The sequence below is a fragment of the Desulfitibacter sp. BRH_c19 genome (genome assembly GCA_001515945.1).
Lineage (GTDB): Bacteria > Bacillota > DSM-16504 > Desulfitibacterales > Desulfitibacteraceae > Desulfitibacter.
This window is the reverse complement of sequence record LOER01000038.1, coordinates 46,199-70,730: the sequence shown is the minus strand read 5'-3', so window position 1 is coordinate 70,730 and position 24,532 is coordinate 46,199. Positions and strand designations below refer to the sequence as shown.

Below are 24,532 nucleotides of genomic sequence, written 5' to 3'. Positions count from 1 at the left end.
AGCTGATTGTCTTCAGCATCTCTTATCCAAATATAGTTATCCCTGTCTTGACCTCTACGGTTTGGATTAATACACTCCATAGCTGCCTTATCTGTTTTAATTAAGTCTTCATGTTTGCCACTCAAGCAAACCCACCTAAAGGGTCCGTAACCATAATCAAAGAGCATTGGTCCCATGATATCTTCTACATAAGAAGGCCAGATGAAACCATCCTTGTCGTCTATACCATTTTTGGAAATGTCTTTTACACCAGCATCATAAACTGCTTTCATAAATGCATTTCCATAGTCAAAGAAATATGTTCCTCTTTCTGTTAAGACTTTAATTAGTTCATAGTGATGTTCTAATGATTTATCTACAAGTTCTATAAATCTAGCTCTGTCTGATCCAATTAGTTCTGTTCTTTCTTCAAAGGATACTCCCTGTGGACAATAACCTCCATCATATACAGCATGACACGAAGTCTGATCTGATAATAGTTCAACATGAATATTTTTTTCTACTACGTATTCTAAAAGGTCAACAATATTTCCATGATAGGCAATGGAAATTGGCTCTTTTTTCTTTAAATATTCTTCAGCAGTAGCAAAGATATCATCAAGATTATCAGATACCTTGCCTACCCAACCCTGATTATATCTTGTCATGATTCTTGAGTAGTCAACTTCAGCTATTACACCAACACCATTTGCTATTTCAACTGCTTTAGGCTGAGCACCGCTCATACCACCAAGGCCAGAGGAAATAAACATGTGTCCCCTTAAGTCCCCATCTTCAGGAATTCCAAGTTTATTTCTACCTGCATTAAGAAGGGTATTAAAGGTTCCATGGACTATTCCTTGAGGTCCAATATACATCCAGCCGCCAGCTGTCATCTGCCCATAATTTGCTACGCCCATCTGTTCTGCTATATCCCAATCGTGGGGATTATCAAACATTCCTATCATAAGTGAGTTTGTTATTATTACCCTAGGAGCTTCTGGTTTAGAAGGAAATAAACCTAATGGATGACCCGATTGCACCACTAATGTCTGTTCCTCTGTCAAGACTTCCAGGTATTTCTTTATTAATCGATACTGAAGCCAATTCTGACATACCCTACCCGTTTCGCCATAAGTGACTAATTCATAGGGATATAGTGCTACTTCAAAGTCTAGGTTATTATCTATCATTACTTGAAAGGCTTTTCCTTCAATGCAGTTACCCTGATACTCGTCTATTGATTTTCCATATATTCTTCCTTCGGGGCGAAAGCGGTAAGCATAGATTCTTCCCCTTGTTTTTAATTCCTTAAGAAATTCAGGTGCTAAACTTTTGTGAAATTCTTGAGGTACATATCTAAGAGCATTTTTTAATGCTACTTTAGTTTGGTCCGGTGTAAGTTTATACCCTCTATTTGGAGCTCTTCTGATACCTTCCTGAAAAATCGGCATCTCTGGAAGCTTAGCATCAAGCTTGATTATCATAGCCTTGGAAATATCCTTATTAGTAATCATTTTTCATGCCCCCTTTTTCAAAAAACTTCCCAGGTGTTAAAACTGACTTTTTACTTTAGCTATGACTCTTTTGCTTAATTCTTCTGCTTCTTGCTCAATTTGGACAATTTCTGTAGTTAATCGTTGCTTGTATAGATTTTGCTTAGTTTTTTCATCTAATTAATAGGCTGGAATTTGCTATTTTTATCTTTATTTTATGACATTTAAATAGTAACCGCTGGTAGTACCGTGTTGATATTCGGACTCGAAAACAATCTCACCGTTATGTGCTTCAATAATGGCTTTGTTTATATACAATCCAAGTCCATAACCCTTTTTAGATTTATCAGATTTATAAAACATATTGAATATTTTCTCGCGCTCTTCTGCTCTTATTCCTGTTCCATAATCCTTGAAGCAAGTTAATATCCTTCCTTCTTCTTCCTTTATTACTAATATAATCTCTGAACCGTCTTCCGAAAACTTTACTGCATTGGATAAAATATTATTGATGACTCTGTGAATTTTTATGATGTCAACTGCTATGGTTCCCTCAACGTCAATACTCTTATAATCAATCTCCCGAATAAACTGATGTTTTTGGTTATTCACATAGTTTTCTGAATTATAGAGAACCATGTTTATATAATCAGCGATTTTTATCTCTTTTAGGTTCACTTTTATATTATGTGCCTCATAAGTGTTATCTAAAATATCTGTTATAATATTTTCAATTTGCTCAGAACGATACTGGATTCTTTCAATGTATTCCTTCGTTTTATCCGGATCGACCATCTCCATGCTTAAAGCCTTACTATAGCCCTTAATCACGGTTATTGGTGTTTTAATGTCGTGAGAAAGCATCGACAAAAAGTGAGATGTCCCTTGGTATGTTTCGTCTAAATGCTGGAATAAGTTTTGTGAATTCATGGAAATGATTTTACTTTCGTACTTAAGGGATTCAAAAATTTTCTTTAAGTTTATCCGCATTTTATCCAGCTCTTTACTAAGCTTACCAATCTCATCCCGGGTCTTTATGTTAATGGCGTTATCAAAATCTCCCTTTGCAATACGGGATACCCCATTGGCTAAAGTTTCAATAGGAAGGGATATGGATCGGCTCAAGTAATAATTAATCATAATGATTAATACAAGGGTCCCTAAGAGAATATAAATCATCTGGCTTCGCATAGCATAGGCCGAATGAATAAAATCTGATAAAGGTGCCACCAGAACAAGAGTCCAATCAAATCCTTTGATACTGGAGTAAGCTGCAATATAATCTACACCATCAATCTCAATTTCAAAGGCCTCTGATTGGGAAAAAACTTGATCCTTCGAAGTGAGTATTTCAAAAATGTGGTTGAACACCGTTAATTGATTCTCATCTTTTGGTCCTGTGATCAGGTTATAGTTATCGTCCAATAGTATAGCAAATCCATTGTCGCCATACTTTATATCATCGATAATTTCGAAAATGTAATCCACGTAAATATTGGCTGCAATGACCCCTTTGCGTTCTTGCAAATCAATACTGGATGCAATAGCAGTAACTTTCTCCTTTTTATTGACATCCCAGTAAACGGAGGTCGTTATATAAGTTTCCTGATTAATTGCTTTTTGATACCAAGGTCTTTCAGTAACATTGTAGCTTTCATCAGGTATCCACCCGTATGCATCCACCATTTCATTATTATCAGTACCAATGAATACACTAATGAAATCTTGGTTAATATCGGAATACACCCTTAAGAGCTCCTTGAGTTCTTCTTCACTCATTTCCTGTTTTAGCTGTGTTTTCAATTGCATGAGGATTTTTGCTTTTTCAGAAAGCCATGTGTTGATGATCTCCGAATTGTAATAAGCCGATTTCTCACCAAAGTCTTTTGCCTGTTCTTTAGATGACTTAATTAGTGAAGTCATGCTTATGGATGTAATTGGGAGAGCTGCAATCACCACAATAATCATCATGATCACCAGTAACTTAGTACGTATTTTATGAATCATCTCACATCACCTTCAAAAACATAACCAGCGCCCCAAATCGTCTTGATATATTGAGGTTTTTCAGGATTATTCTCGATCTTTTTCCGAAGCCGCTTAACGGTTGTATTGACTAAATTTTCATCGTAAAAGGAATCCCCCCATACACTATTAAGAATTTGATCCCTGCTCAAAACAATATAAGCATTTTCAATCAAGTAGAGCAAAAGATTCAATTCTTTCGACGTAATATTAACATCCTCTTTGTTTTTGTAGACCTTATAACCTCTTTTATAAATGGCAATATCCCCAAAGGTAATGATCTCATCCTTTATACTACCTTGATTATAGGACCGTGTTCTTCGAATATTGGCTTTGATTCGAGCGACGAGTTCTACTGGATTAAAAGGCTTAGTAATATAATCATCAGCACCCACCCCTAGCCCGAGAAGCATATCATTCTGGGAGTTGTTGCAGGTTAAAAAAATAATTGGAATGAAATTAGTCCTACGGATTTTTTTACATAGTTCTATCCCATTCATTCCATCCAAGTTTATATCCAAAACTAAGAGTTCAATGTCTTCATTGAGAAGTTCCAAGGCCTTCTCCGCAGAATCAGCTTTAATAACCTCAATACTTTCAATTCTCAAAAAGTCTTCAATCATTTCTGCTATTTCAATCTCATCATCTACAACCATTATTTTAGACATGGTCATCGCCCTTTCGGGATTTCTTTCATTATAACATATTTAGTGCTTTAATGATTTTCTCAGGTGTTGCCGGATAGTCAGTAAGGTTCGTACCCAAGGCATTATTAATGGCATTTATTAAAGCCGGGGCTGGTGCGACTGCAGCTAATTCACCCATGCTTTTGGCTCCAAAAGGTCCCATAGGCTCACCCTTTTCTATGAACAAGGTCTTAACCTCCGGCATGGACGGAGCATTTACAATGTGATATTTTGAGAAGTTATCGGTTTTAAGGCCTCCTCTCTTATCATGAATCATTTCTTCACACAAGGCCATCCCCAAACTCATTTGAGCACCGCCCTGCACTTGTCCTTCAGCTAGGGTTCGGTTAATAACTTGCCCTGCGTCTTGAACAACCAGCATATCCTCGATATCAACCATGCCTAAATACCGGTCCACTTTAACTTCTATGAAAACAGCACCGTACACACCTGGATTAGCCTTGGATTTGTATTCCAAATCAACCTTAAGTGTGGTTTCGTACTGATCTTCACAGAAGGTAGCAAAACTTCCATAATCCATGGACTTAGTTGACTCAGCACCAATCATGCCATCTATAAACCAAACCTGATCCTCTGTACAACCGAAAGCAGTTGCATAGATTTGAGCCATTTTTTGCTTGAGCTCTTCTGCAGTCTCTTTTACAGCTCCACCACATACAAACGTTACTCGGCTGGCTTGAGTCCCTGCCGAATCATAAGGAGATTGATGGGTATCCGCTTGTGGTATATTGATTAGCTCAGTTGATATGCTCAAAACTTCAGCAGTAATCTGTTGCATAGTTAAGACCGTACCGCACCCCAAATCATGAATTGCAACCTTCACTAAAACCCTACCATCTGGCATGATTTGAGTCGTGACGTTGGTGTAGTCAGGAAATGAACCATGGTAACCATTACCATGGGCACTTGCCGCCACTCCAAGTCCATAAGCAAAACGATCCGTATTTTTATCTTTTATGGTTTGCATCCGTTCCTTCCACCGAAATTGTTCTTTTCCCTCTATGAGGCAATCCTTGATTCGTGCGTTACCAATTGCCGGCATCCCAATCTGATCAACTGCCCCTTCTATATATTCTCTTGGATTAACAACATTCAAAATTCTGAAGTCCACCGGGTCCATCCCAATTTTAGCAGCAGCATTGTTAATATTGATCTCACTAATGGCATGAAGCTGCGGTGAGCCATATCCCCTGCAGGCTCCACCTGGTGTGGTGTGAGTATAATAGGTCTTTCCTGAATACTTTTGATTTTCGATGTTATATGTTCTGAAAGCTTTCTTGCCCGCTGCCACAGCGATTGCTGCACTATTGGTTAAATAAGCACCCCCATCAAAATCAATTTCAATTTCTCGGGCTACAATCTTCCCCTCTTTGGTAATCCCTGTTTTGACCTTTTGCATGGATGCATTGCGGGTTCTTGTGGCAGCAATGGAGTCCATTCGATCCATGATGATTTTAACGGGTCTACCTGTTTTCAACGCTGCAAATCCACATATTGGTTCCAGTACTGGCATCCCTTTGCCACCAAAAGATCCCCCCATGTATGGTTTGACCACGCGAATCTTGTCATATGGAATATCCAAAGCCTGAGCAGTAACATGTTGCACCTGAAATACCACCTGACAAGGTGAACATATAATTAAGTTTCCGAAGGTATCGACTTCTGCCATACACACATGGTTCTCAATAGCTGAATGATGAATCTTTGGAGTAGAACCCGTATCTTCTATTATAAAATCAGCTTTTTCAAAACCACTTTCTATATCTCCGCAGGCAAGTTCCTTTTCAAAACATAAGTTGGTGTCACCAGTAACTTTTATTGACTGTTGCTTGGCCGCTTCTATACCAATAACAACAGGCAGCTCGTCATATTCTACAATCAGAGCTTTTCGTCCTTTTTCCACGGCTTCCATGGTATTGCCTAATACTAAAGCAATTCGATCCCCAACGTGTTTGGCAGTTTCATGAAGAATGAGCTCATCTTCTTTGCCAACTGCCCCAGAATACCAATGGTTAGAGTTATAAGGCTTCTTTGGCACATCTTCGTAAGTAAAAACGGCTTTGACACCTTCAATGGTCTGAGCTTTTGATGCATCGATACGCACTTTGGCATGGGCTTTTTTACTTGTTACGAGTTTTCCGTAGAGCATCCCATGTCGGTTTAAATCTTCTGTGTATTTCGTTTTGCCCAAAATTTTATCTTTTGCATCAGGCCTATTTATACGCTTTCCAATGTATTTAAATCCACTCTCCATCAAATCACCCCTCTCTGATTTACAATGTCATTAAACACATCGCTGATTACACCTTTAACCGCAGTTCTCTTATAGTGTCTTGACTCCCTTGTTGGAATCGCTTCATCAATTTGTTTAGAACCCAATTCAAAAAGTTCGACCATTAATGCTTCATTCCATTCTCTACCAATACAATGTTTCTCCAAGTTTACTGCTTTGATGGCTTTAGGGCCAATGGACCCAAAATAAAAGCTTGCTTCTACTACGTAATTATCCATAAAACAAATTCGGACCGCATGGTTGAGCTTGGATATGGTCACACTCTTTCTACTACCAACTTTAGAAAAACTCGAATAAACATGCTTGCTTCCATAAGGAACGCGTATTTTAATAAGTACTTCATCTGGTTCAATTTGCGTACGACCAAGACCCAAGATGAACTCTTCCAAAAGCATCTCTCGAAATGCTCCCTCTGAATTCAGTAAGATAGCTGTGGCTCCTAATGCAAAGAATGCAGTAATGGTATCTGCACAGTGAGCAGCGCTGGCAACGTTTCCTCCAATGGTCGCACGATTGCGTATTTGTGTTGATCCCACTCTTCTAGCAGCTTCCGCTAAAGCATTTGCGTGGTCCAGAACGGTTTTGGATTTCTCAAGCTTTGCCATGGTGACTACTGCACCAATTTCAATGCAGTCATCTTTTTTTACAATTTCTTTTAGTGCATCCAAGTGTGTTAAATCAATAGCTGTAAAATCCAAGATCCCTTGCTTTTTAAAATGAATCAAAAGATCAGTAGCACCAGCTACAAAGTAAAAATCACTTCTATTTTTTTTCAGCTTTAATAATTCTACAAGTGCTTGCATAGTTTCAGGAGCGTAAAATGTATTCGTTTTCATATCTGTCACTCCTCTATATTTTTAACGGCTTCAACAATTTTGTTATATCCGGTACATCTGCAAAGGTTTCCTTCTAAAGCGCTTTTAATTTCTTCTTCAGTAGGGTTCGGGTTCTTATACAACAAGGCTTTTGTCGAGATGACCATCCCTGGTGTGCAATAACCGCATTGTACAGCTCCTGAATTAACAAATGATTCTACAAGGGGTTCGAGCTCACCCATTTGATCCAATCCTTCAACTGTTGTCACTTTACGCCCGTTAATTTGCCCTGTCAATACCATACATGACATTACGGCTTCTTGATCAAGAAGTATAGTGCACGAACCGCATTCCCCTTCACCACAACCTTCTTTAACACTCTGTAATTTCATATCATCCCGTAAAAAATCCACTAATCTTTTGTTGGGATTGCAGTCTTTTTGAATGGACTCCCCGTTGATCATAGCGTTGATTATCATTTGATTACCCCCAATACCTCGTAACTCATCTTATTTTATATTATAGTAGGAAAATCTGTAATGACTTGCACGAATTTATGACTTTCCTATGACAAATAATTAGAATCAGCTTACTGCTAGTTAAACAGACGCTATGATTAAATAGGTAAAAATCATCTGAGCCCTAAAAAATAATGTCCCCAATATCAAAACCACTATTTTTGATACTGGGGACGCGAAGCGCTTATACATTAATTTGAAGGACTCTAAAAGTATAACATTTTGACACTAAAATTATATCTAAAAGTCATAATTAGTCATGGGATAAATATATTAATGTCAAGTACAATGCATTACACTCTATATCATTATACTTTATAAAAAAGGAGAATGAAAATGAAAAAAGTATTATTATTGGTTCTTGTTGCAATGGTGTTGTTTGCTGCTGGTTGTTCTGATAATTCAAATAATGTAGTTCCCAACAACGAAGGTTCAGAAATAAAACAAGGGGAATTCGAAATCAAAGTAGGTCTTGTTACACCAGAACAGGATATTGCAACACGTTCTATGCGTCATTTTGAAGAGCAGGTAGAACAGCTGTCTGAAGGACGAATTGATGTTGAACTTTTCCCTGGAGGATCATTGGGTGGAAGTGCTGATATTTTCAATGGTGTTCAAGATGGCAGTATTGAAATGTGTGTAAACATTTACCCACCTTTTGCACAATTTTCTGATGCATTTTTACTTTACAATCTACCTTATTTATTTAGCAGCAAAGAAGTAGCTTTTGAATTTTTAGACAGCGATCTGGCAAAAGACATCGCCAAAAGCATTGAAGAACAAGGATTTAAACAACTTGCTGTATTTGACGGTGGTTATAGAAGTGTCTCAAATAACAAAGCACCTGTAAAACACCCTGATGACTTAAAGGGGTTAAAAATAAGAACATTAGATAATCCCGTTCAAATCGACTACTTTAAAGCATATGGTGCTAATCCAACACCACTTCCATATGGGGATATATACGTTGGTCTGCAAACAAAAACAATTGATGGGCAGGAGAATAGTTTCAGTAATACTGCGAGCATGAAGTTTAATGAGGTTCAAGAATATATGACTGATACGATGCATGCATTTGACCCTGTTGGGTTATTCATCAATACAGGCGTATTTGCTTCTTATCCAGATGATGTCAAAAGCATAATTGAAGAAGCAGCTCTGAGTACACAGATATTTAATAGAGAATTAGCCGTTGAACTTGAAAATGAAAGTATAGAAAAGATTAAAGAAACTACTGAAATCACTTATTTAACAGATGAAGAGAGACAGGTATTTATCGAGATGGCATTGCCAACTTACAAAAATTTTGAAGAAAAAATAGGGAAAGAAGTATTGGATAGTGCCCTTTCAATAATTAAAGAAATAGAAGGTAAATAAATATTTCAATGGAATGTATTAATTGAATAATAAGGTGCCTATTGTCACCTTATTATTCAATTAAAATTGTGGGAGGATTTATGAAACTCTTAAAATTGTTTGATGAGCATATTGAAGAGTGGCTCTTAATTGCAACCTATACCGCTATGCTAATAATAGCAACAGCTCAAATATTTTTTAGATATGTAGTTAATCTCTCAATATCTTGGAGCCAAGATCTACTTACCTATATGTTAATATGGTCCGTTTTTATTGGCATCTCATTGGCAGTAAAAAAGAGAAAGCACATCAAGGTAGAATTAGCATTTGTAATTTTATCTGAAAAAATGCAGTTTTATCTTAAAGTATTTTCGAATTTAATATTTATGATATTTTGTGGCATTATTAGTTATTATTCATTTATCAAGGTTTATAAACTGATTTTTATCAACCTGCAAATTTCTGAATCTACCGGCCTTTATATGTGGATGATTCAAATTGCCGTCCCATTTGGCTTTGTTCTTAGCATTTACAGACTCATGGCTGACACAAAGCTATTGTTTAAAGAAAGAATAGTGGAAAGAAATGGGGGGCTGGATTAATGCACATATTCTTACTGTTAGCATCCTTTGCTGTATTTGTGCTTTTATCAGTTCCAATTGGCGTTTCCATTGGAATAGCACTTTGCATTTACGGATTTGCAGGCGGTACAATGGGGCTTGATTTTATTTCACAAGCTATTTTTTCCTCAATGAATAGCTTCCCTCTTATTGCAATTCCATTTTTCATTTTGGCTGGTTCACTAATGGAAGGTGGGGGGTTATCGAAAAGACTCATTAATTTATCCAATTCACTAGTTGGACATTTCACAGGTGGACTGGGAATCGTTACAGTTCTAACCTGTATATTTTTCGGGGCTATTAGTGGATCAGCTATTGCGACTGTTGCTGCCGTTGGTACTATCTTAATACCTGCAATGGAAGAACAAGGATATCCCCGTTCATTTGCGACAGCACTTACTGCTGCCGCCGGCGTTTTAGGTACAATAATACCTCCAAGTATCCCTATGATCATGTATAGTGTGGCACTTCCTGCCGCTTCTCCCGGCACCATGTTTATGGGAGGAATAGGACCAGGGCTTCTAGCAGGTTTCGTTCTTATGATTTTGGTTTATTATTACGCTAAAAGAGATGGTTATAAAAGTTCAAGTGCTAATTTCAATTTCAAAAATGCAGTAAAATGTGCAGCCGATGCTATATGGGCTTTATTTGTACCTATTATTATTATAGGCGGTATTTATGGCGGTATATTTTCAGCAACAGAGGCAGCTGTTGTTGCATGTGTATATGGATTCATTGTTGGAAAATTTATTTATAAAGAACTTTCGATTAACATAACATCAAAAGCTCTTGTCAACTCTGCTATTACTGTCTCATCAATATTAATTGTCGTCGCTACAGGATCAGTACTAGGCAAAATCTTGACAGTTGAAGGTGTGCCAAAGATGGTAGAAAGTGCATTAACTTCAATGAGTAGTAATATATTTGTATTATTAATCGTCATTAATATTCTATTATTGATTGTCGGGTGTATCATGGAGACTTTTACTGCAATCATCATTTTAAGTCCTATACTATACCCAATTGTTGCTCTTTATGGGATTGATGTATACCATTTTGGCGTAATGATGATTTTAAACCTATCAATAGGGTTTATAACACCGCCTATTGGGTCTAATCTATTCGTCGCTTGTGGTATATCAGGAATAAAATTTGAAACTTTAGTCAAATCAATTTGGCCATTTTTATTAGCTTTAATTGTTGCTTTAATCTTAGTCACTTTTATTCCGCAAATAACACTTTTTTTGCCAAATTTATTTGGTATGTAATGTCAATTTATAACTTAAAAAGAAACCTAGATCGCTATAAAATGTACCCTATAGAGTAGACAAGTAAAAAGAGTCTCCCCTATAGGGTATTATAATTTATACTTATAGCAGAAAAAAACAGGAATACTGGAGGTTATTATTAGTAAATAAGACATTCTCAAAAAAAGAGCTTAGTTTTCTTGCTTATAATTTGAATCGAGTCATCAATATGGTTGGGGCACCAAGAAACTGCTGGCAGAAATCAGGGCTTAATTGCCTTTTTTTAATGCAGTTTTGCAAAAACTACAAATCTATAGAATGGAAATCTCTTATAGATATATAAAAAACCCGCATCATTTATATGCTCCCCTTGTGGTAGACAGTGGAGATAATGGGACTTACAATAAATGCATTCTAAAAACTAGTATTTCTGTTTTTCCTATTTGTAATTCGAGGTAAAGCAACTCTCAATTCTAATGCTCCATGGATAGGACAAGCATCAACGCATTCTAAACATGTGATGCAATCTGTAGCTTTTACATGCTTTTGTTTAGCTACGTCGATATTCATTGAACAAACTCTACTACATCTGTTACATTTGATACATTTTTGTTCATCCCGTGTTATTATAGTTGGGCTTAACTTTCCTAAAACTCCTATTAGCGCACCTACTGGGCAGGCATATCTACACCAAGCCCTATTAATAAATAACGTTAAAGTTAACAATACTAGAAATACATATGGGACAGCCAAATGTCCAGCTCTGAATGAATAAACAGATGAAAAAATAGTCCATAGTAAGAAAGGATATTTAAAGTACCTAGCGTATTTATCAATTTTATTTAATAAACCTCTGTTGTCTTTTATCCATTTTTTATATTTTTTGTATCTAGGTTGAATAATGCCAATACTTTCTATTTTTCCTCCAAGTGTATTAAACCTTTCGAATAGTGTTCCAAAAGGACACATCCAACCACAAAGTCCTGTGCGCAGCGTTAAAGTAATTAAAATAAATAATATAAGAACAGTAAAAAGAAATTTTACACTAGGAATAAAATTTAATATAAACCAAATAAAAAGTACAAAAAAGAGTGCTTGAATATTTTTTCTATGCCATTTAGTTTTTGCCACACATTTTATTTGCTCTTTTTTAATACTTATATTCTTCAAAAGGATAAAGCAAATGGTTTTCACTGAGTTCATTTTTTTATAATTTTGAGAAGTTAGATATAGCTTTCCTCCAAAAAACTGGCCTAAAAGAAAGGCCGCCATAAATGGAGGAAAGGTGGATAATCCCCATCCTAAATCAGCTATAGCACGCAACATAAATGCTATAATTATCGGAAAGTGGATCGATAATAACCATGGTAATGAAAGTTTTTTAACTCTCGCGCGCCAAAAGCCAAATGGAATATTTATAACTAAAACTACAGCTGTAACAGTTACTAGCATTATAATGTCACTTCCTTTGCACACGCTTTAAATGAGTTAATCAAAATCTGGTTTCTGAGTCAAGCTTCTTGTAACCCCTCCTCGTTGAAATACTTCATACTTGACTTTTTAAGTTCAACGCTGCTATATAACAACATGTAATCCGCAATTCCTATTGATACCGAGATTTCTTTAGCCATTTTAGCTGATGCTTCCCGCGTTTGATTGTGAATCATGGAATAAATATTATACGGAAAATCTGGCAGACGTGGTCTTAGATAGCAATGAGTTACTTCAGAATAGGCAGCAATTTCTTGCCCCGCTTTATCTACAAGATTATCTGGTACATTCCAAGCAATCATTGGATTAGCAATATAACCCATCTTTCTGTGATTAACAACTGCTCCAACCCGCCTGATAAAACCTTTTTCCTGTAATAATTCAATTCTTTTAATTAAATCTACTTCTGTAATACCAATTTGCTCTGCAATGGAATTAAAAGGGCGAGAGTCTAGGGAAATGCTATTTTGCAATTCACAAATTATGACTTTATCTAAAGTGGTTAACTTCATAAGTATCTACCTCCATTCCGGGAACTGGGAGTTTTACGCTTATCTTAAACAGTTTCATTGCAGGCAAAGTATGAACTGTTATACCGGTTTTATTTGTTATTTCTTGAATGATATAATTCAGCATTTGGGGAGAATTACATATTAGAGTAAACCAGAGGTTGTATTTGTGTTCTCGGATATAATTATGAGTCACCCCTTCATAAGAGCTAATTACAGTAGCCACATCTGGTATTCTTTCCTCAGACACTTGCATAGCACAAAGAGTACTGCTATAGCCAAGGCATTTAGAATCTAGAACCGCGCCTATACGTCTAATCAACCCATCTGCAAGCAATTTCTTTAGCCTCATCAACACCTCTGCCTCGGACAGACCAACTTTTTTAGCTATACATAAGTACGGTCTAGCAACAATTGGAAAGTCACTTTGAATAATGGATAGAATTTGTTTGTCAGGATAATCCATTTTACACACCTACCCTTGTTTACTCAAGCCAGTACTTATCCGATGACTATCACCGCTAGCCTTGCATGGGTTCAGCTATGCCAACAAGTTGACAAATTTCACTCCAAGACTCCCATCTTCTATAAGCGGTGCTATGTCCAGCTTTGCACACACTCAACACTAATGAACAAGTTCATAAGTGTTACTAGCGTGGATAACGGTTTCTAACCTTCAGATGGAGTAAAAACTCCACCTGAAGTCAAGAATCCTGTTTATTGAAGGCCAATTTCTAGATCTGATAAATAACAGGCAGGATCTGACTGCCATAAGTCTTCATAAACCGCTTCAGCTCTAACCCGAACATTTCCATTACAGATATCAAGCCATTGACACTTCGAGCAACGACCTTTTAGAAGAGATTTTCTATTTCTTAACCCCAAAAGGATCTTATTAGACTTGTCACTCCATATTTCCCCAAAGGGCTTTTTACGAACATTTCCGATAGTATAATTAGCAGTAAATTGGTCAGGGTGAACATTTCCATTCCAATCCACGCTTGAAATGGCCATTCCTGTACGATTACCCCCATTATTTTTTAATAATTCCCAGGCTTTTTTAGCTTTTACAGGGTCTTCGTTCTTTAACTTAAGGTAAAGATAAATTCCATCTGCATGATTTGCTACTGTTAGAATCTCCTTATCTAAACCCATACTTTGAAAGTTTCTTGTATGGTCTATAATCAGTTCCATGGTTTCCCTTGCTTCCTGAAGACTTATGTCCTCCTTGATCAAACTACTTCCTCGCCCACTATATACAAGGTGATAAAAACAGGCACGAGGAATAGCTATATCCTTAATAAGAGTAAAAATACCGGGAAGCTGCGACAAGTTACGCTTATTTATCGTAAAACGCAAACCAACTCTTTGCCCTACTGACAAACAATTTTCTATTCCTCTTACAGCCTTGTCAAAAGCTCCATTTTGCCCACGAAAAGAATCATTTGTTTCACCAATACCATCAATACTAATACCGACATAGCTAGTACCTGCTTCTTTAAGCTGTTTAGCTATCTGTTTTGTTATCAGGGTTCCATTCGTAGAAAAGGTAGTCCTAATATTTAAATTATTAGCATATTTAGCTAAATAGAGTATATCATCACGCATTAAAGGCTCCCCACCTGAAATTAGAAGCACAGGAACATTATACGCCTTTAAATTCTCAATAAGAGTTTTACCTTCCTTAGTGGTTAATTCCCCATCACATTCTTCATTTTCAGCACTTGCACTTGCATAACAGTGAATACAATTTAGATTACAGGTTTTGGTACAATTCCATACCACTACTGGCCCTTTCTGACATGTAGTTCCATGAGAAGTACCTTTAGAATCCTTGTTGTATCGTAAAGTATCTCCAAAGCTTTCAGTATTACATACCAATTTACTAACACTAATCACAAATATTCCCCCTGTTGCTTAAATAGTTTTATCTCAAGTTATGCCCCAAAACCAATTAGTATCATGGTCACTAGCATGTAGATGGATGCCATTTTAAATAATCTCATATCAAGCTTGTAACAGGATTTACTCATATAAATAGTTGCAAAAGTAATCAGGATTATACTGGATAAGACCATTGCAAGTAAACATAATCCATTCATCCCTATTAAATACGCTGATAGAATCATGCTTATACTAGCCATAATTGTAGACATAGCAATTATTTTTCGTGTGTTTTCCACTCCATACTGAGATGGGAATGTTGGAATATCTGCCCTACTATAATCATCTCTATATTTAATGCTAAATGTCATAATGTGGGTTGGTATCCACAACAGTATTGCTAAGGCAAGGAGGACTCCAATAGTATCTATAGTGCCTAACCCTAAAGCCCTTCCAGCTAAAATTGGCATACCACCAGATATACCCCCAAAGAGGATTGAAAAAGCTGTAGTTCTTTTTAGTAATATGGTATAGACCACTAGATCTATAAATACTCCTGCCGCCACAATCAATCCAAATAGGGGACTGAGCAAAAAGGCCCACCCTAAACCTACTAGTAAAATGATGCTTCCCCAAAGAATGACTTCTTTTACCTTTAATGCCCCACTGGGCAAAGGTCTTTTAGCTGTCCGGTTCATCTTGGCATCGATATCCCGATCAAGTATCATATTAAACATGGTACATCCACTAATTACCAAAAAAAGGCAGGCAAGAGAAGCTAACAACATTTTCGAGTGTGTAAGGGGACATGCCCCACTACTAAATCCTGCCCACCCTGTAATTACCAGTAAAAACGTTTGTTTGCTTTTTATAAGCATCCAGTACTGCTTAAGTTTTTCCAAAGAATATACTACTGTTTCCTGGGGTAGGTGCGTATTTCTTACATGGCTGGTATTCATAAGTTCTCCCCCCGTTCTTATGCAGTTTTATTGTGGCTCGCGTATACAGCGGAATCCTACACTAGGACTCACATATTCTGGATGCGAACTGTTATCCTTCCAGATTCGGGTATCTATTCCATAGCTGCCACTATTTCCTCCGCGCATATAACGATAATGTACTTTATAGTGTTTTTCTCCTGTCCAGTCAGCTACATTGCCGGCCATATCATACAGGCCATAAGGGCTAGGGGAATCAAAGGTCTGAAAATCACCATATTTTTGTCCGTTGTAAAATCCAACGGGTGTTGTGTCACTATAGCCATTGTTGGTTTCAAAGGGGTCACCGCTATGATAGTAATTTGCATTATATTTTGTAAGCTCATCACCCCAAGGATAAGGACGGTCATCCGTACCACGGGCTGCTTTTTCCCACTCAAGTCCTGTTGGTAGTCTGTAATTAAAAAAATCGGCATAAGCTTTAGCTCCAAACCAGCTTACCATGGTTACTGGATGGTTTTCATAACCATCCTTTACATAAAAACTAGTTCCGTCGTATGTGATTCTAGTGGCTAGATCTTCTAGGGGCATATGCAAATAATATCCTTCTTCGATCTTTTCTTCGTGCTTACCATCTTCAAATTCATCTCCAGGGTAATAACCATATATGTTGCCATTTTCAATCTCAATCTCTCCTGCAGCCAGAACCTCCTCAAGATATCTAGCATATTGATAATTAGTTACGTTTGTAACCATAATTTCATAGTCATAGTCTATAGTAGTGGATTTGTTAAATTGACCCTGTAAGAACTCACCAGTTGGAACTAATGCCCATGAATTCGGATCAACACCGGCTTTATTGTATAACTTAACAGCATCTGGAGTATCTGGCACTACACCACACCCACTTGCAAATACAGCAATGACTAATACCATTAATATCATAGTTATGCTTCTCATTGTGACACCTCCCGTCCTGACTCTTGTTTAGATTGTACTGTAGTTGTTTCATCTAAACATGTCACTTCAATATCTGTTTCCTCTAGTTCTTTTATCCATAGCCCTTTACTTTTAAACAGGTCAATTATTCGCCATATCAAAAAACCAGCCAATAAGATTAGTATCAACCCTAATCCTATGTCAGTTAATATCATTGTTAAGTTCACTACAGGCTGTTGCATATATTCGGTAACAAATAACCGTTTCATCTCAAAAACAGTTATTGCTGCAAAGGCTAAATCTGAAGCTATAATCATTGTCCACCCAAACCATTGTCGGATTCTTCCTTTCAAGCCTATCCTATCTAAGAAATAGAACAGAATCATTATAGCTATAATGGCAGACAATATATGCCAATGACCAGCTAGTTCTATACGTTCTTCTCGATGGGGCCATACTCGAAAAATTTCTGTTAGCCTGATAGCCATGAAAATTCCTACAAAACTGGTTGTAAAATTCATAAATATCATCTGCCACAATACCCCAAACTTTAATGGGTCATGGAAAAGGGCCATAGTCTTTTGCCAAAAAGTCGCTTTTACAAGACCCTGCTCTTGTAGTCGATCCTTGACTAGTTTAGGCATGCCATAGATTACTAAGAACAAGCCTCCAGACATGGAAAACACCGCACCCACATAGATGATTGTATGAGCTATATTCTGAGCAGGTACAACAGCCCAAGCTCCTATTGTAAGAGTAATTGTACCAAGTACCATGCTAGGCATAGCTATTTTATGCCATATACCTTTAAAATCTAACCATCTTCCCATTACCAAAGTTATTGCTATCCCCATTAGAGCCAGCATAATATGTAAATGACCCACTATTGATAGTTGCAGGTGGTTCTTTACAGGATGACGTATGGTGTCTTCTGCCAAAAACACTTCAAAGCCATTACCAAAATATGATGCTACCATTCCTCCTAAAGCTGCGGATCCGAGTGTAGCTAAAGTCATAGCCCAAAAGGCAACCCTTTCTAAGTCTAGACCAGAAGGTAGATGAGCATATGGGGAACCTTTTTCTAAATAGTATTTTTTATTCCAAGGCCACAGGGCCACAGCTAGTATCAAGCCTGATAAAAAAATCATCGATAAGCCAAATACATACATACCATGCATTACCCAGTTACGACCAAAATAAGCAAATAACAAGCCTGCCGGTACAACAATAAGATACCCTGCTGTTACCAATGCATTTGCAAATAGAGCTAATTTCTTATCCATCCTTACATTTGCGGTAATTAAATATACTAAAATAGCTATTACTGCCATGGCTATCACATGATAGAGCATTATTACCCTACCCTCGCGTTCTGCCTCTACCATTTTCATGCCTAAAACTTTTACTGTAATATCTCTTACTCCCATTTCCACCATGGGTCCTGACAAAGTACCCCAAATAGCTGCTATTATGCTTATTATCGCTATCGCCATAAGCACCAACCCATTTGTGGAACTAAACAGGTACTTTATACGATTGGACATTAATCGCCCTCCCCCATTCCTTATCATTTTTACATTCTCTTCAGTTAATAAGAAAGGTTAGAAGTGAGCCAGGCATTTCACCCAGCTCACATACACTTTCAGCTAAATCTGATTACGGAATAATGTTTGGCACCATTAATTTAATTTCCAAAATACCAACATGAGAACAGCACCAACTACGACAGAACCAATCAAAAAATATGATCCTTCCATCACTTCACCTCTATTCATTGTAATGTTATGGTTCCATTACACATCTGAATTACCGTACTGCTATTCTATGCACTATGAAATTTTTCCGATATTGTTCCTTTCTGTTCTACATTACCAATAAGCAGTCGTTTTACCATGGGAATTAACAGGATTGCTACAATAGCCAATCCAGCTAAGCCCTGAAGTAAATAATCCACGGTAACATGACGATAGTAATGGGTTAATAGGCCAGTAAAACCTGTGACTGCTCCTGCAGATAGTCCAATCCACCAACCAACTTCTTTACGCATTGCCAGCAAATAGATAGCAGCCGTAAGTCCCAGTACAGCTATCCAACCTGCAGTACGAGCATAGTTTAATACAAAGATATCTGGTCCATATTGGGGTAGCATAGGATGCCCAATTAGTATGCGGTGTGCTGCATGGCCATTACCAAAGGTATAAGCAGCTGCAACCCCGAGCAAGGTAAAAATTGTGAAGAGGATTGCTTTTTCAATAGCACTACTTTTACCCGCCATAACAATAGCAAAATAGGGGATTAGGCCGGCTGCCATGATAATTACCGCTGGCGGAAAACCTGCATCAGGCGAACTACTAACAAAGTTCATCCAAGGTACCAGCATATAAGCCCCACCTATAGAAGGCATTGCAAGACATATCAAGGCAATTGCTTTAGCCCATTTAACCCCATTGTACAAGGGCTTAGCAATAATGAATAAAACTAATCCTCCAATGAATGAAAGCATTGTCCATTGTGCAAAAAAGAAACCAACCATTGCTGGAGTATTTTCTATAAGCGGTGCTGCTGGGTTTCCTTCAGCATAAAACTTATCAATTCGTTCAAACTGGGCCACTTGAATCGTATCCAAAGCAGGTGCAGTCATAAACGGCTGTACTCCAATCATGAATACGGCTGATATCAACACCAAAACGATAACTAACTTTCTTGCTCCCGAAGATACTTCTTGAGAATATAATGACATATTAATAAAACCTCCTTCATAGCCTATGTTTTTTCTAAACCTGTCTTAAACTAGAATCAGCCTAATTACAAATACAAAAAGATTACTATTACCTTTAATAAATCATTGCATTATATCACCCCTATTTCTTAAGAAGATTATTTCTATCTAATAAGAAACTATCATTGAATTTCAAAAAATACTTTGACTTTAGGCAAAGCAATAAATTAATTTTATGTATATAATAAGGATGACTAATAATAGAATCCGAAAACTATAATTCTCTGATCTAAGCATCTTTGCAAACATAGTCATAGAAGAAAGGTATTTCAGGGACCTTTCAGCTACCCAATACTGCCAAGGGGGTAACATTCTGTGGATAATGTATTGATTATGATGTCAAAAGCATTGGTATTTAGAAAATTGAATAAAAAAGAGCTCACAAAATTATGTGAGCTAGCCGTATGTCGTGACCTAAAAAAAGGTCAAATAATCTCTTTGTATAATGATTTATTGCCTTATATTATTTTGGTACAAAAAGGAATTATGGTAATGGCGAGAGAATCGCATAAAGGCCATAGCCTTGTTTTACGCACATTTAAACCGGGAGACATATTTTTAGGGCACGCAATAATTGACGGGGGCCCCACACCCGGAACACTCCAAGCAATTCAGACAAACACCAGGATCTATTTATGGCATAAGGATCATTTAATGCCTATTATAAAACAAAACCCAGAAGCTCTTTGGGAAATTACTACAATTCTAATGAAGCGAATGCGCGAAGCTTCTAATACAATTAACCAAATGGCTTTTGAAGACGTTTTAACCCGCCTTGCAAGCTTAATACTCGACGAATACTATTCCAAGGATCAACATCAAGTTCCCAGAAATATGACACTTGATGATATGGCAGCAAGGATAGGAACTAAGCGTGAAGTTGTTTGTAGGCTACTTTACCGATTAAGAGATAAAGGCATAATTGAAATCACACGAAATCAGTTTCTTATCAAAGATATTGAAAATTTAAAATTATTGGCTAAGGATATCTAGCCATTGCCTGAGTTTAGTCAGGGACATGCAGTAATTGATAGAGGACCTAGGCCTGGGACACTCAAGGAAATGATGCATCCTCATCCCTATCTCTATCTAATGTTAGAAGCCTGTCATCCTTTATTTAATTATTGCAAAAATAACAAAAAACTTGGACCGAATTGGTCTCAGTTAATTATTGATTTGGTGGAGATAGAGGCACTTGAGCCCTGACCTCCTGGATGCCAGTCAGGGCTCTCCCATCTGCGCCATATTCTCACATTATGCATTTTGAGGGAAGCCATCGTATCCCGCTTTAGTTGACCCCCTATCCAAGATCGCAGAAGCAGTAGATAAGAGGTTAAAATATTCCAAGCCTTTTATTAATTCTCTTTAAGATAAGGGACCCCCAATTTGGCAGGCACATTAAATGATTTTCGGGTAATTGTTAAAACAATCGTCAGAATATATGGTACAGCAATAAATAATTCATTAGGGAAAAAGGAATTGCTTCCTATAGACTGCATATAAATAGCTACTGCTTCCGCAAACCCGAAAGCTAGAGTACCAATAACTGCGCCCTTTGGATTCCAATTTCCCAAAAAGCAAATAGCAAAAGCAATCCAGCCACGACCGCCAATTATGTTAGTAGCAAACATTCCCAGAAAACCAATGGAATAAAAAGCACCGGCTATTCCGCCCATAACACCTGCGAAAAGCACCGCAAAAAAACGAATAGTCAAAACATTTATTCCCGCAACATCTACCGCTTCAGGATTTTCACCAGCCGAACGTATCGTTAAACCCATAGAAGTTTTATAGAGCATAAAATACGTTAGAGGTGCAAGAAAATAGATTGCGTATGTTAAGATATTTTGATTAAAAAATATTTGCCCAATTACCGGAATTTGTGAAAGTACTGGAATTGGAATCGTTGTTAGGGGACTAACTGTCAGCGGAGTTATTGGAACCCCAAAAATGACACGGTACAAAAATGCACAAAGACCTACTGCCAAAATATTAATGGCCACTCCTGTAACAACCTGATGCTGCTTTAAATATATGCAAATCCATCCATACAAAGCTGCAACCAACAAGCCAGCAATAATGGCAGATAAAAACCCAACAGTCAAGCTGCCGCTCAAATACGCTCCAACAAAACCAGCCCAGGCCCCCATTAAGAAGATACCTTCAACGGCGGTTACCATTACACCAGTTCTTTCTGCTATTACTTCCGCTGTAGCTCCAAAAAGTAGTGGCGTTCCCATCATTATTGTTCTACCTAATAACAAGCTGATCATTATACCACCGCCTTTTGCAATTTGCGTTTTTCCCGGTTATTTTCCAACCAGTTTCTAACAAAATAAGCCAGAATTACAAATACCATCACAAAGCCTTGCATCAATTCAATGATACTTGAAGGTATCCCTGACATCTGCCCCATTATGGTACCACCAACCTTCAGCGCACCAAACAAAATAGCTGCAAAAATAATACCAATAGGGTTGCCGTTGGCTAAAATTGCAATCCCAATACCGGCTGCTCCAATATCTATATTAAAGCCCTGAACCAGCATATGCTGAACACCATTAACTTCCGTAAAGCCTGCAGCGCCGGCTAATGCCCCACTGATAAAGAATGCCAGAATGTAAATTTTCTTGGCATTGATTCCTGACATCTGCGCGGCTCTTGCATTATGACCCACAGCCCGAATGCGATAGCCCATCGAAGTCTTGTAAAGCAGAATCCATACACCAATACAAGCCAGTACTGCCAAAATGAAACCAATATGCAGTCTGGTACCCGGAATAATAGTAGGTAGCCAAACAGAGGGTGAAAGAGCTTCAGTTTGAGGGTATTCACCTTTAGTTTCCATTAAAAAAGTTCGCAATAGATAATTCATGATTGCCAAAGCTATATAGGTTGACATCATGCTAACCAAAAATTCACTAGAATTATACTTTGCCTTCACAAAGCCGACAAATGCGCCCCAGAGGCCACCTCCAACAATCGTCAGGAGCAAAGTAATAATTAGTACAAGCCAGCTAGGCAGGATATTCTGAAAAAATAGGGAGGCTGCTACTGCAATAACCGCTCCAATGTAAAATTGCCCCTGGGCTCCGATATTATATAAATTAGCTTTGTAGGTAAAAGCAAATGCTAAGGCAGTAAACATTAACGGTGTAGCTTTTACAAATATGTCCGCAAAGGTATAGCCGTCCCGCACTATTGATGTGATTAGTACGGTATATGCGTTTATGGGATTTTTATCAAGAAAAAGTAGCATTAATCCACTTACAGTAATTCCCAAAAGAATAGCTAGTATGTTAGTAATTAGTAAATCTCTTAACTTAGCATGCATCTTTGCTCACCTCTCCTCCTCGAAACCCCGCCATTAAAAGACCAATTTTTTCAGTAGTAAGCTCATCAGGATTAAATACCCCTTGTATTTCACCCTTGTACAAAACAGCAATTCTGTCAGAAAGAGCAAATACCTCCGAAAGCTCAGTAGATACCAGTAAAATACTTTTTCCATTGTCTCGTTCATCAAGAATTACTCTGTGAATATGGTTAACAGCCCCTAGATCTAACCCTCTGGTTGGTTGATCAAAGATTATTACCTTCTGCCCATTATCGACTTCTCGGGCCAAAATTACTTTTTGTTGGTTACCCCCTGATAAACCGCGGGCAATTGTATCCGCAGATGGCGCCTTAATTGAATACTCCTGGATCTCCTGTAATGTGTATTGATTAAGCTTTTTCTTGTCAATAAATCCGTCTTTTTTCCATTTTCCACCATAGCTGCTTTTGAGCATCATATTCTCGGCAATTGACATCTCCATAATCATGCCATCTCTGCTTCTATCAGCGGGGACATAACCAATTCCTAGATCTATCCTTGCTCTAGTATCTCTTTTAGTAATATCCTTCCCATCCAATAGGATTCTCCCACTTGTAGGTGAAATAGCACCATACACTACTTCGCAAAGTTCCTGCTGGCCATTGCCGCTAACTCCTGCAATCCCAAGGATTTCTCCTTTGTGTACTGTCAAAGAGACATTTTTTAAAGCCGGAACTCCAGTTTCTTCTTTTATAGTAACATCTTGTATTTCTAACCATGCTTCTTGGCTGACAGGTTTCTGCAGACCATCTTTTGTTGCCCAGTTTAAATCCCTGCCTATCATTAATTTAGATAATTCCATTTCATCTGTCTCGTCTCGTTTTATGTCTCCGCAAACCTTTCCTGCCCTCATGACGACAATCCGATCAGCAACACTCATTACCTCTTTTAACTTGTGAGTGATAAAAATAACAGAATTACCCTGTGCGGTATAATCTCTTATAAATTGCATAAGGCTGTCAGATTCTTGAGGAGTAAGAACTGCGGTAGGTTCATCCATAATTAAAAGATTTGCTTTTTGATGCAGTGCCTTTAAAATCTCTACTTTTTGTTGAACACCTACAGCCAAATTGCGGATATAGTCATTAGGATTAATATCAAATCCATAAAACTCAGCCAGCTTTTTAATTTCTTCCTGTAGCAATTTGTAATCGATGATTCCACGAACATTTCCTAAGATAATATTTTCCATTACAGTGTGAGCAGATACCAGAGAAAAATGCTGTTGGATCATAGAAATTCCATGTTCCATGGCATCCTTAGGGGAATTTATTTTTACTTCCTTGCCATCCTTATATATTTTCCCTTCGTCGGCTTTATAAAGTCCATAAAGAATTTTCATAATCGTACTTTTACCTGCTCCATTTTCCCCTAACAAAGCTAAAACTTCGCCTCGACGGATCGAAAAGGAAACATCTTTATTCGCAATTACTTTGGCAAAATACTTACTAATGCCATTAAGTTCAAAAAAACCTTCTCCCATAATTTCACCGCCTACTTTTAAAAATTAGCGGCACCTCTCGGAACCGCTAATTAAATTTGTTTATTTTCTATTTTCTATTT

At 37.5% G+C, this 24,532-nt stretch carries 22 protein-coding genes; 5 read left to right on the top strand and 17 right to left on the bottom strand.

Translation table 11 applies throughout. The annotated features are described in order from the left end of the window. The 6 genes from APF76_03460 to APF76_03435 form a co-directional block, all read right to left on the bottom strand. On the bottom strand, positions 1-1,496 hold a 1,496-nt coding region (locus tag APF76_03460; GenBank protein KUO49578.1), incomplete at its 3' end, for a urocanate hydratase. A 189-nt stretch (positions 1,497-1,685) separates the two neighbouring features. Continuing rightward, positions 1,686-3,482 (bottom strand): hypothetical protein, encoded by a 1,797-nt coding sequence (locus APF76_03455; protein ID KUO49577.1) that lies wholly within the window; start codon positions 3,480-3,482, stop codon positions 1,686-1,688. Next, the gene (locus APF76_03450; GenBank protein KUO49576.1) at positions 3,479-4,168 is read right to left on the bottom strand and encodes a hypothetical protein; all 690 of its coding nucleotides are present in this window, start codon (positions 4,166-4,168) and stop codon (positions 3,479-3,481) included. Before APF76_03450 ends, APF76_03455 begins: the two co-directional genes overlap by 4 nt. Before the next feature lie 28 nt (positions 4,169-4,196). Further along, entirely contained in the window at positions 4,197-6,461 is a 2,265-nt protein-coding gene (locus APF76_03445; protein KUO49575.1) for a carbon monoxide dehydrogenase, read from the bottom strand. Further along, positions 6,461-7,336, bottom strand: a complete 876-nt coding sequence (locus tag APF76_03440; GenBank protein ID KUO49574.1) for a hypothetical protein — start codon at positions 7,334-7,336, stop codon at positions 6,461-6,463. The genes APF76_03445 and APF76_03440 overlap by 1 nt, the downstream gene beginning before the upstream one ends. 5 nt (positions 7,337-7,341) lie before the next feature. Continuing rightward, on the bottom strand, positions 7,342-7,794 hold the full coding sequence (locus APF76_03435; protein ID KUO49573.1) for a (2Fe-2S)-binding protein: 453 nt from the start codon (positions 7,792-7,794) through the stop codon (positions 7,342-7,344). Between the two features lie 375 nt (positions 7,795-8,169). On the opposite strand from APF76_03435, the gene APF76_03430 reads away from it, so the two are divergent. The 3 genes from APF76_03430 to APF76_03420 all read left to right on the top strand — a co-directional run bounded on the left by APF76_03430 (position 8,170) and on the right by APF76_03420 (position 11,077). Further along, positions 8,170-9,210, top strand: coding sequence for a hypothetical protein (locus APF76_03430; protein KUO49572.1), 1,041 nt, complete (start codon positions 8,170-8,172; stop codon positions 9,208-9,210). A gap of 80 nt (positions 9,211-9,290) precedes the next feature. After that, positions 9,291-9,791: a hypothetical protein gene (locus APF76_03425; protein KUO49571.1), complete on the top strand. Its 501-nt coding sequence runs from the start codon at positions 9,291-9,293 to the stop codon at positions 9,789-9,791. Next, the gene (locus tag APF76_03420) at positions 9,791-11,077 is read left to right on the top strand and encodes a C4-dicarboxylate ABC transporter permease (protein ID KUO49570.1); all 1,287 of its coding nucleotides are present in this window, start codon (positions 9,791-9,793) and stop codon (positions 11,075-11,077) included. The genes APF76_03425 and APF76_03420 overlap by 1 nt, the downstream gene beginning before the upstream one ends. Positions 11,078-11,470: 393 nt before the next feature. On the opposite strand, the gene APF76_03415 is transcribed toward APF76_03420, so the two are convergent. The 8 genes from APF76_03415 to APF76_03380 all read right to left on the bottom strand — a co-directional run bounded on the left by APF76_03415 (position 11,471) and on the right by APF76_03380 (position 19,557). Next, complete coding sequence (locus APF76_03415; protein ID KUO49569.1) at positions 11,471-12,508, bottom strand: hypothetical protein; 1,038 nt, start codon at positions 12,506-12,508, stop codon at positions 11,471-11,473. 59 nt (positions 12,509-12,567) lie between these two features. Then, positions 12,568-13,059 carry a transcriptional regulator gene (locus APF76_03410; protein KUO49568.1) on the bottom strand — a complete coding sequence of 164 codons (492 nt, stop codon included), beginning with the start codon at positions 13,057-13,059 and terminating at the stop codon, positions 12,568-12,570. After that, entirely contained in the window at positions 13,037-13,522 is a 486-nt protein-coding gene (locus APF76_03405) for a hypothetical protein (protein ID KUO49567.1), read from the bottom strand. Before APF76_03405 ends, APF76_03410 begins: the two co-directional genes overlap by 23 nt. A 251-nt stretch (positions 13,523-13,773) precedes the next feature. Then, positions 13,774-14,955, bottom strand: coding sequence for a radical SAM protein (locus APF76_03400; protein ID KUO49566.1), 1,182 nt, complete (start codon positions 14,953-14,955; stop codon positions 13,774-13,776). A 38-nt stretch (positions 14,956-14,993) separates the two neighbouring features. Further along, entirely contained in the window at positions 14,994-15,899 is a 906-nt protein-coding gene (locus tag APF76_03395; protein ID KUO49565.1) for a hypothetical protein, read from the bottom strand. 27 nt (positions 15,900-15,926) lie between these two features. Continuing rightward, a complete protein-coding gene (locus tag APF76_03390; GenBank protein ID KUO49564.1) occupies positions 15,927-16,838 on the bottom strand; it encodes a hypothetical protein in 912 nt (303 codons plus the stop codon). Then, the gene (locus APF76_03385; GenBank protein ID KUO49563.1) at positions 16,835-18,361 is read right to left on the bottom strand and encodes a hypothetical protein; all 1,527 of its coding nucleotides are present in this window, start codon (positions 18,359-18,361) and stop codon (positions 16,835-16,837) included. Before APF76_03385 ends, APF76_03390 begins: the two co-directional genes overlap by 4 nt. Before the next feature lie 278 nt (positions 18,362-18,639). Continuing rightward, positions 18,640-19,557, bottom strand: a complete 918-nt coding sequence (locus APF76_03380) for a hypothetical protein (GenBank protein KUO49562.1) — start codon at positions 19,555-19,557, stop codon at positions 18,640-18,642. 354 nt (positions 19,558-19,911) lie between these two features. Between APF76_03380 and APF76_03375 the strand changes: the two genes are divergently transcribed. Together APF76_03375 and APF76_03370 are read left to right on the top strand one after the other, a co-directional pair. Continuing rightward, on the top strand, positions 19,912-20,589 hold the full coding sequence (locus APF76_03375) for a hypothetical protein (GenBank protein ID KUO49561.1): 678 nt from the start codon (positions 19,912-19,914) through the stop codon (positions 20,587-20,589). 3 nt (positions 20,590-20,592) lie between these two features. Next, positions 20,593-20,802 carry a hypothetical protein gene (locus APF76_03370; protein ID KUO49560.1) on the top strand — a complete coding sequence of 70 codons (210 nt, stop codon included), beginning with the start codon at positions 20,593-20,595 and terminating at the stop codon, positions 20,800-20,802. Positions 20,803-20,951: 149 nt separating this feature from the next. On the opposite strand, the gene APF76_03365 is transcribed toward APF76_03370, so the two are convergent. Genes APF76_03365 through APF76_03355 form a run of 3 tightly spaced genes read right to left on the bottom strand, consistent with a single transcriptional unit; the run spans position 20,952 to position 24,452 of the window. Next, positions 20,952-21,869: an ABC transporter permease gene (locus APF76_03365; GenBank protein KUO49559.1), complete on the bottom strand. Its 918-nt coding sequence runs from the start codon at positions 21,867-21,869 to the stop codon at positions 20,952-20,954. Next, entirely contained in the window at positions 21,869-22,930 is a 1,062-nt protein-coding gene (locus tag APF76_03360) for an ABC transporter permease (GenBank protein ID KUO49558.1), read from the bottom strand. The genes APF76_03365 and APF76_03360 overlap by 1 nt, the downstream gene beginning before the upstream one ends. Continuing rightward, positions 22,920-24,452 carry a heme ABC transporter ATP-binding protein gene (locus APF76_03355; GenBank protein KUO49557.1) on the bottom strand — a complete coding sequence of 511 codons (1,533 nt, stop codon included), beginning with the start codon at positions 24,450-24,452 and terminating at the stop codon, positions 22,920-22,922. The genes APF76_03360 and APF76_03355 overlap by 11 nt, the downstream gene beginning before the upstream one ends. Between the last annotated feature and the right edge of the window lie 80 nt (positions 24,453-24,532).

Excerpts from the sequence above, each read along its gene's own strand:
- APF76_03390 (KUO49564.1), bottom strand. The coding sequence starts at position 16,838 with ATGAGAAGCATAACTATGATATTAATGGTATTAGTCATTGCTGTATTT.
- APF76_03415 (KUO49569.1), bottom strand. The coding sequence starts at position 12,508 with ATGCTAGTAACTGTTACAGCTGTAGTTTTAGTTATAAATATTCCATTT.
- APF76_03385 (KUO49563.1), bottom strand. The coding sequence starts at position 18,361 with ATGTCCAATCGTATAAAGTACCTGTTTAGTTCCACAAATGGGTTGGTG.
- APF76_03380 (KUO49562.1), bottom strand. The coding sequence starts at position 19,557 with ATGTCATTATATTCTCAAGAAGTATCTTCGGGAGCAAGAAAGTTAGTT.
- APF76_03455 (KUO49577.1), bottom strand. The coding sequence starts at position 3,482 with ATGATTCATAAAATACGTACTAAGTTACTGGTGATCATGATGATTATT.
- APF76_03420 (KUO49570.1), top strand. The coding sequence starts at position 9,791 with ATGCACATATTCTTACTGTTAGCATCCTTTGCTGTATTTGTGCTTTTA.
- APF76_03425 (KUO49571.1), top strand. The coding sequence starts at position 9,291 with ATGAAACTCTTAAAATTGTTTGATGAGCATATTGAAGAGTGGCTCTTA.
- APF76_03435 (KUO49573.1), bottom strand. The coding sequence starts at position 7,794 with ATGATAATCAACGCTATGATCAACGGGGAGTCCATTCAAAAAGACTGC.
- APF76_03440 (KUO49574.1), bottom strand. The coding sequence starts at position 7,336 with ATGAAAACGAATACATTTTACGCTCCTGAAACTATGCAAGCACTTGTA.
- APF76_03430 (KUO49572.1), top strand. The coding sequence starts at position 8,170 with ATGAAAAAAGTATTATTATTGGTTCTTGTTGCAATGGTGTTGTTTGCT.
- APF76_03445 (KUO49575.1), bottom strand. The coding sequence starts at position 6,461 with ATGGAGAGTGGATTTAAATACATTGGAAAGCGTATAAATAGGCCTGAT.
- APF76_03355 (KUO49557.1), bottom strand. The coding sequence starts at position 24,452 with ATGGGAGAAGGTTTTTTTGAACTTAATGGCATTAGTAAGTATTTTGCC.
- APF76_03405 (KUO49567.1), bottom strand. The coding sequence starts at position 13,522 with ATGGATTATCCTGACAAACAAATTCTATCCATTATTCAAAGTGACTTT.
- APF76_03450 (KUO49576.1), bottom strand. The coding sequence starts at position 4,168 with ATGTCTAAAATAATGGTTGTAGATGATGAGATTGAAATAGCAGAAATG.
- APF76_03410 (KUO49568.1), bottom strand. The coding sequence starts at position 13,059 with ATGAAGTTAACCACTTTAGATAAAGTCATAATTTGTGAATTGCAAAAT.
- APF76_03360 (KUO49558.1), bottom strand. The coding sequence starts at position 22,930 with ATGCATGCTAAGTTAAGAGATTTACTAATTACTAACATACTAGCTATT.
- APF76_03365 (KUO49559.1), bottom strand. The coding sequence starts at position 21,869 with ATGATCAGCTTGTTATTAGGTAGAACAATAATGATGGGAACGCCACTA.
- APF76_03395 (KUO49565.1), bottom strand. The coding sequence starts at position 15,899 with ATGAATACCAGCCATGTAAGAAATACGCACCTACCCCAGGAAACAGTA.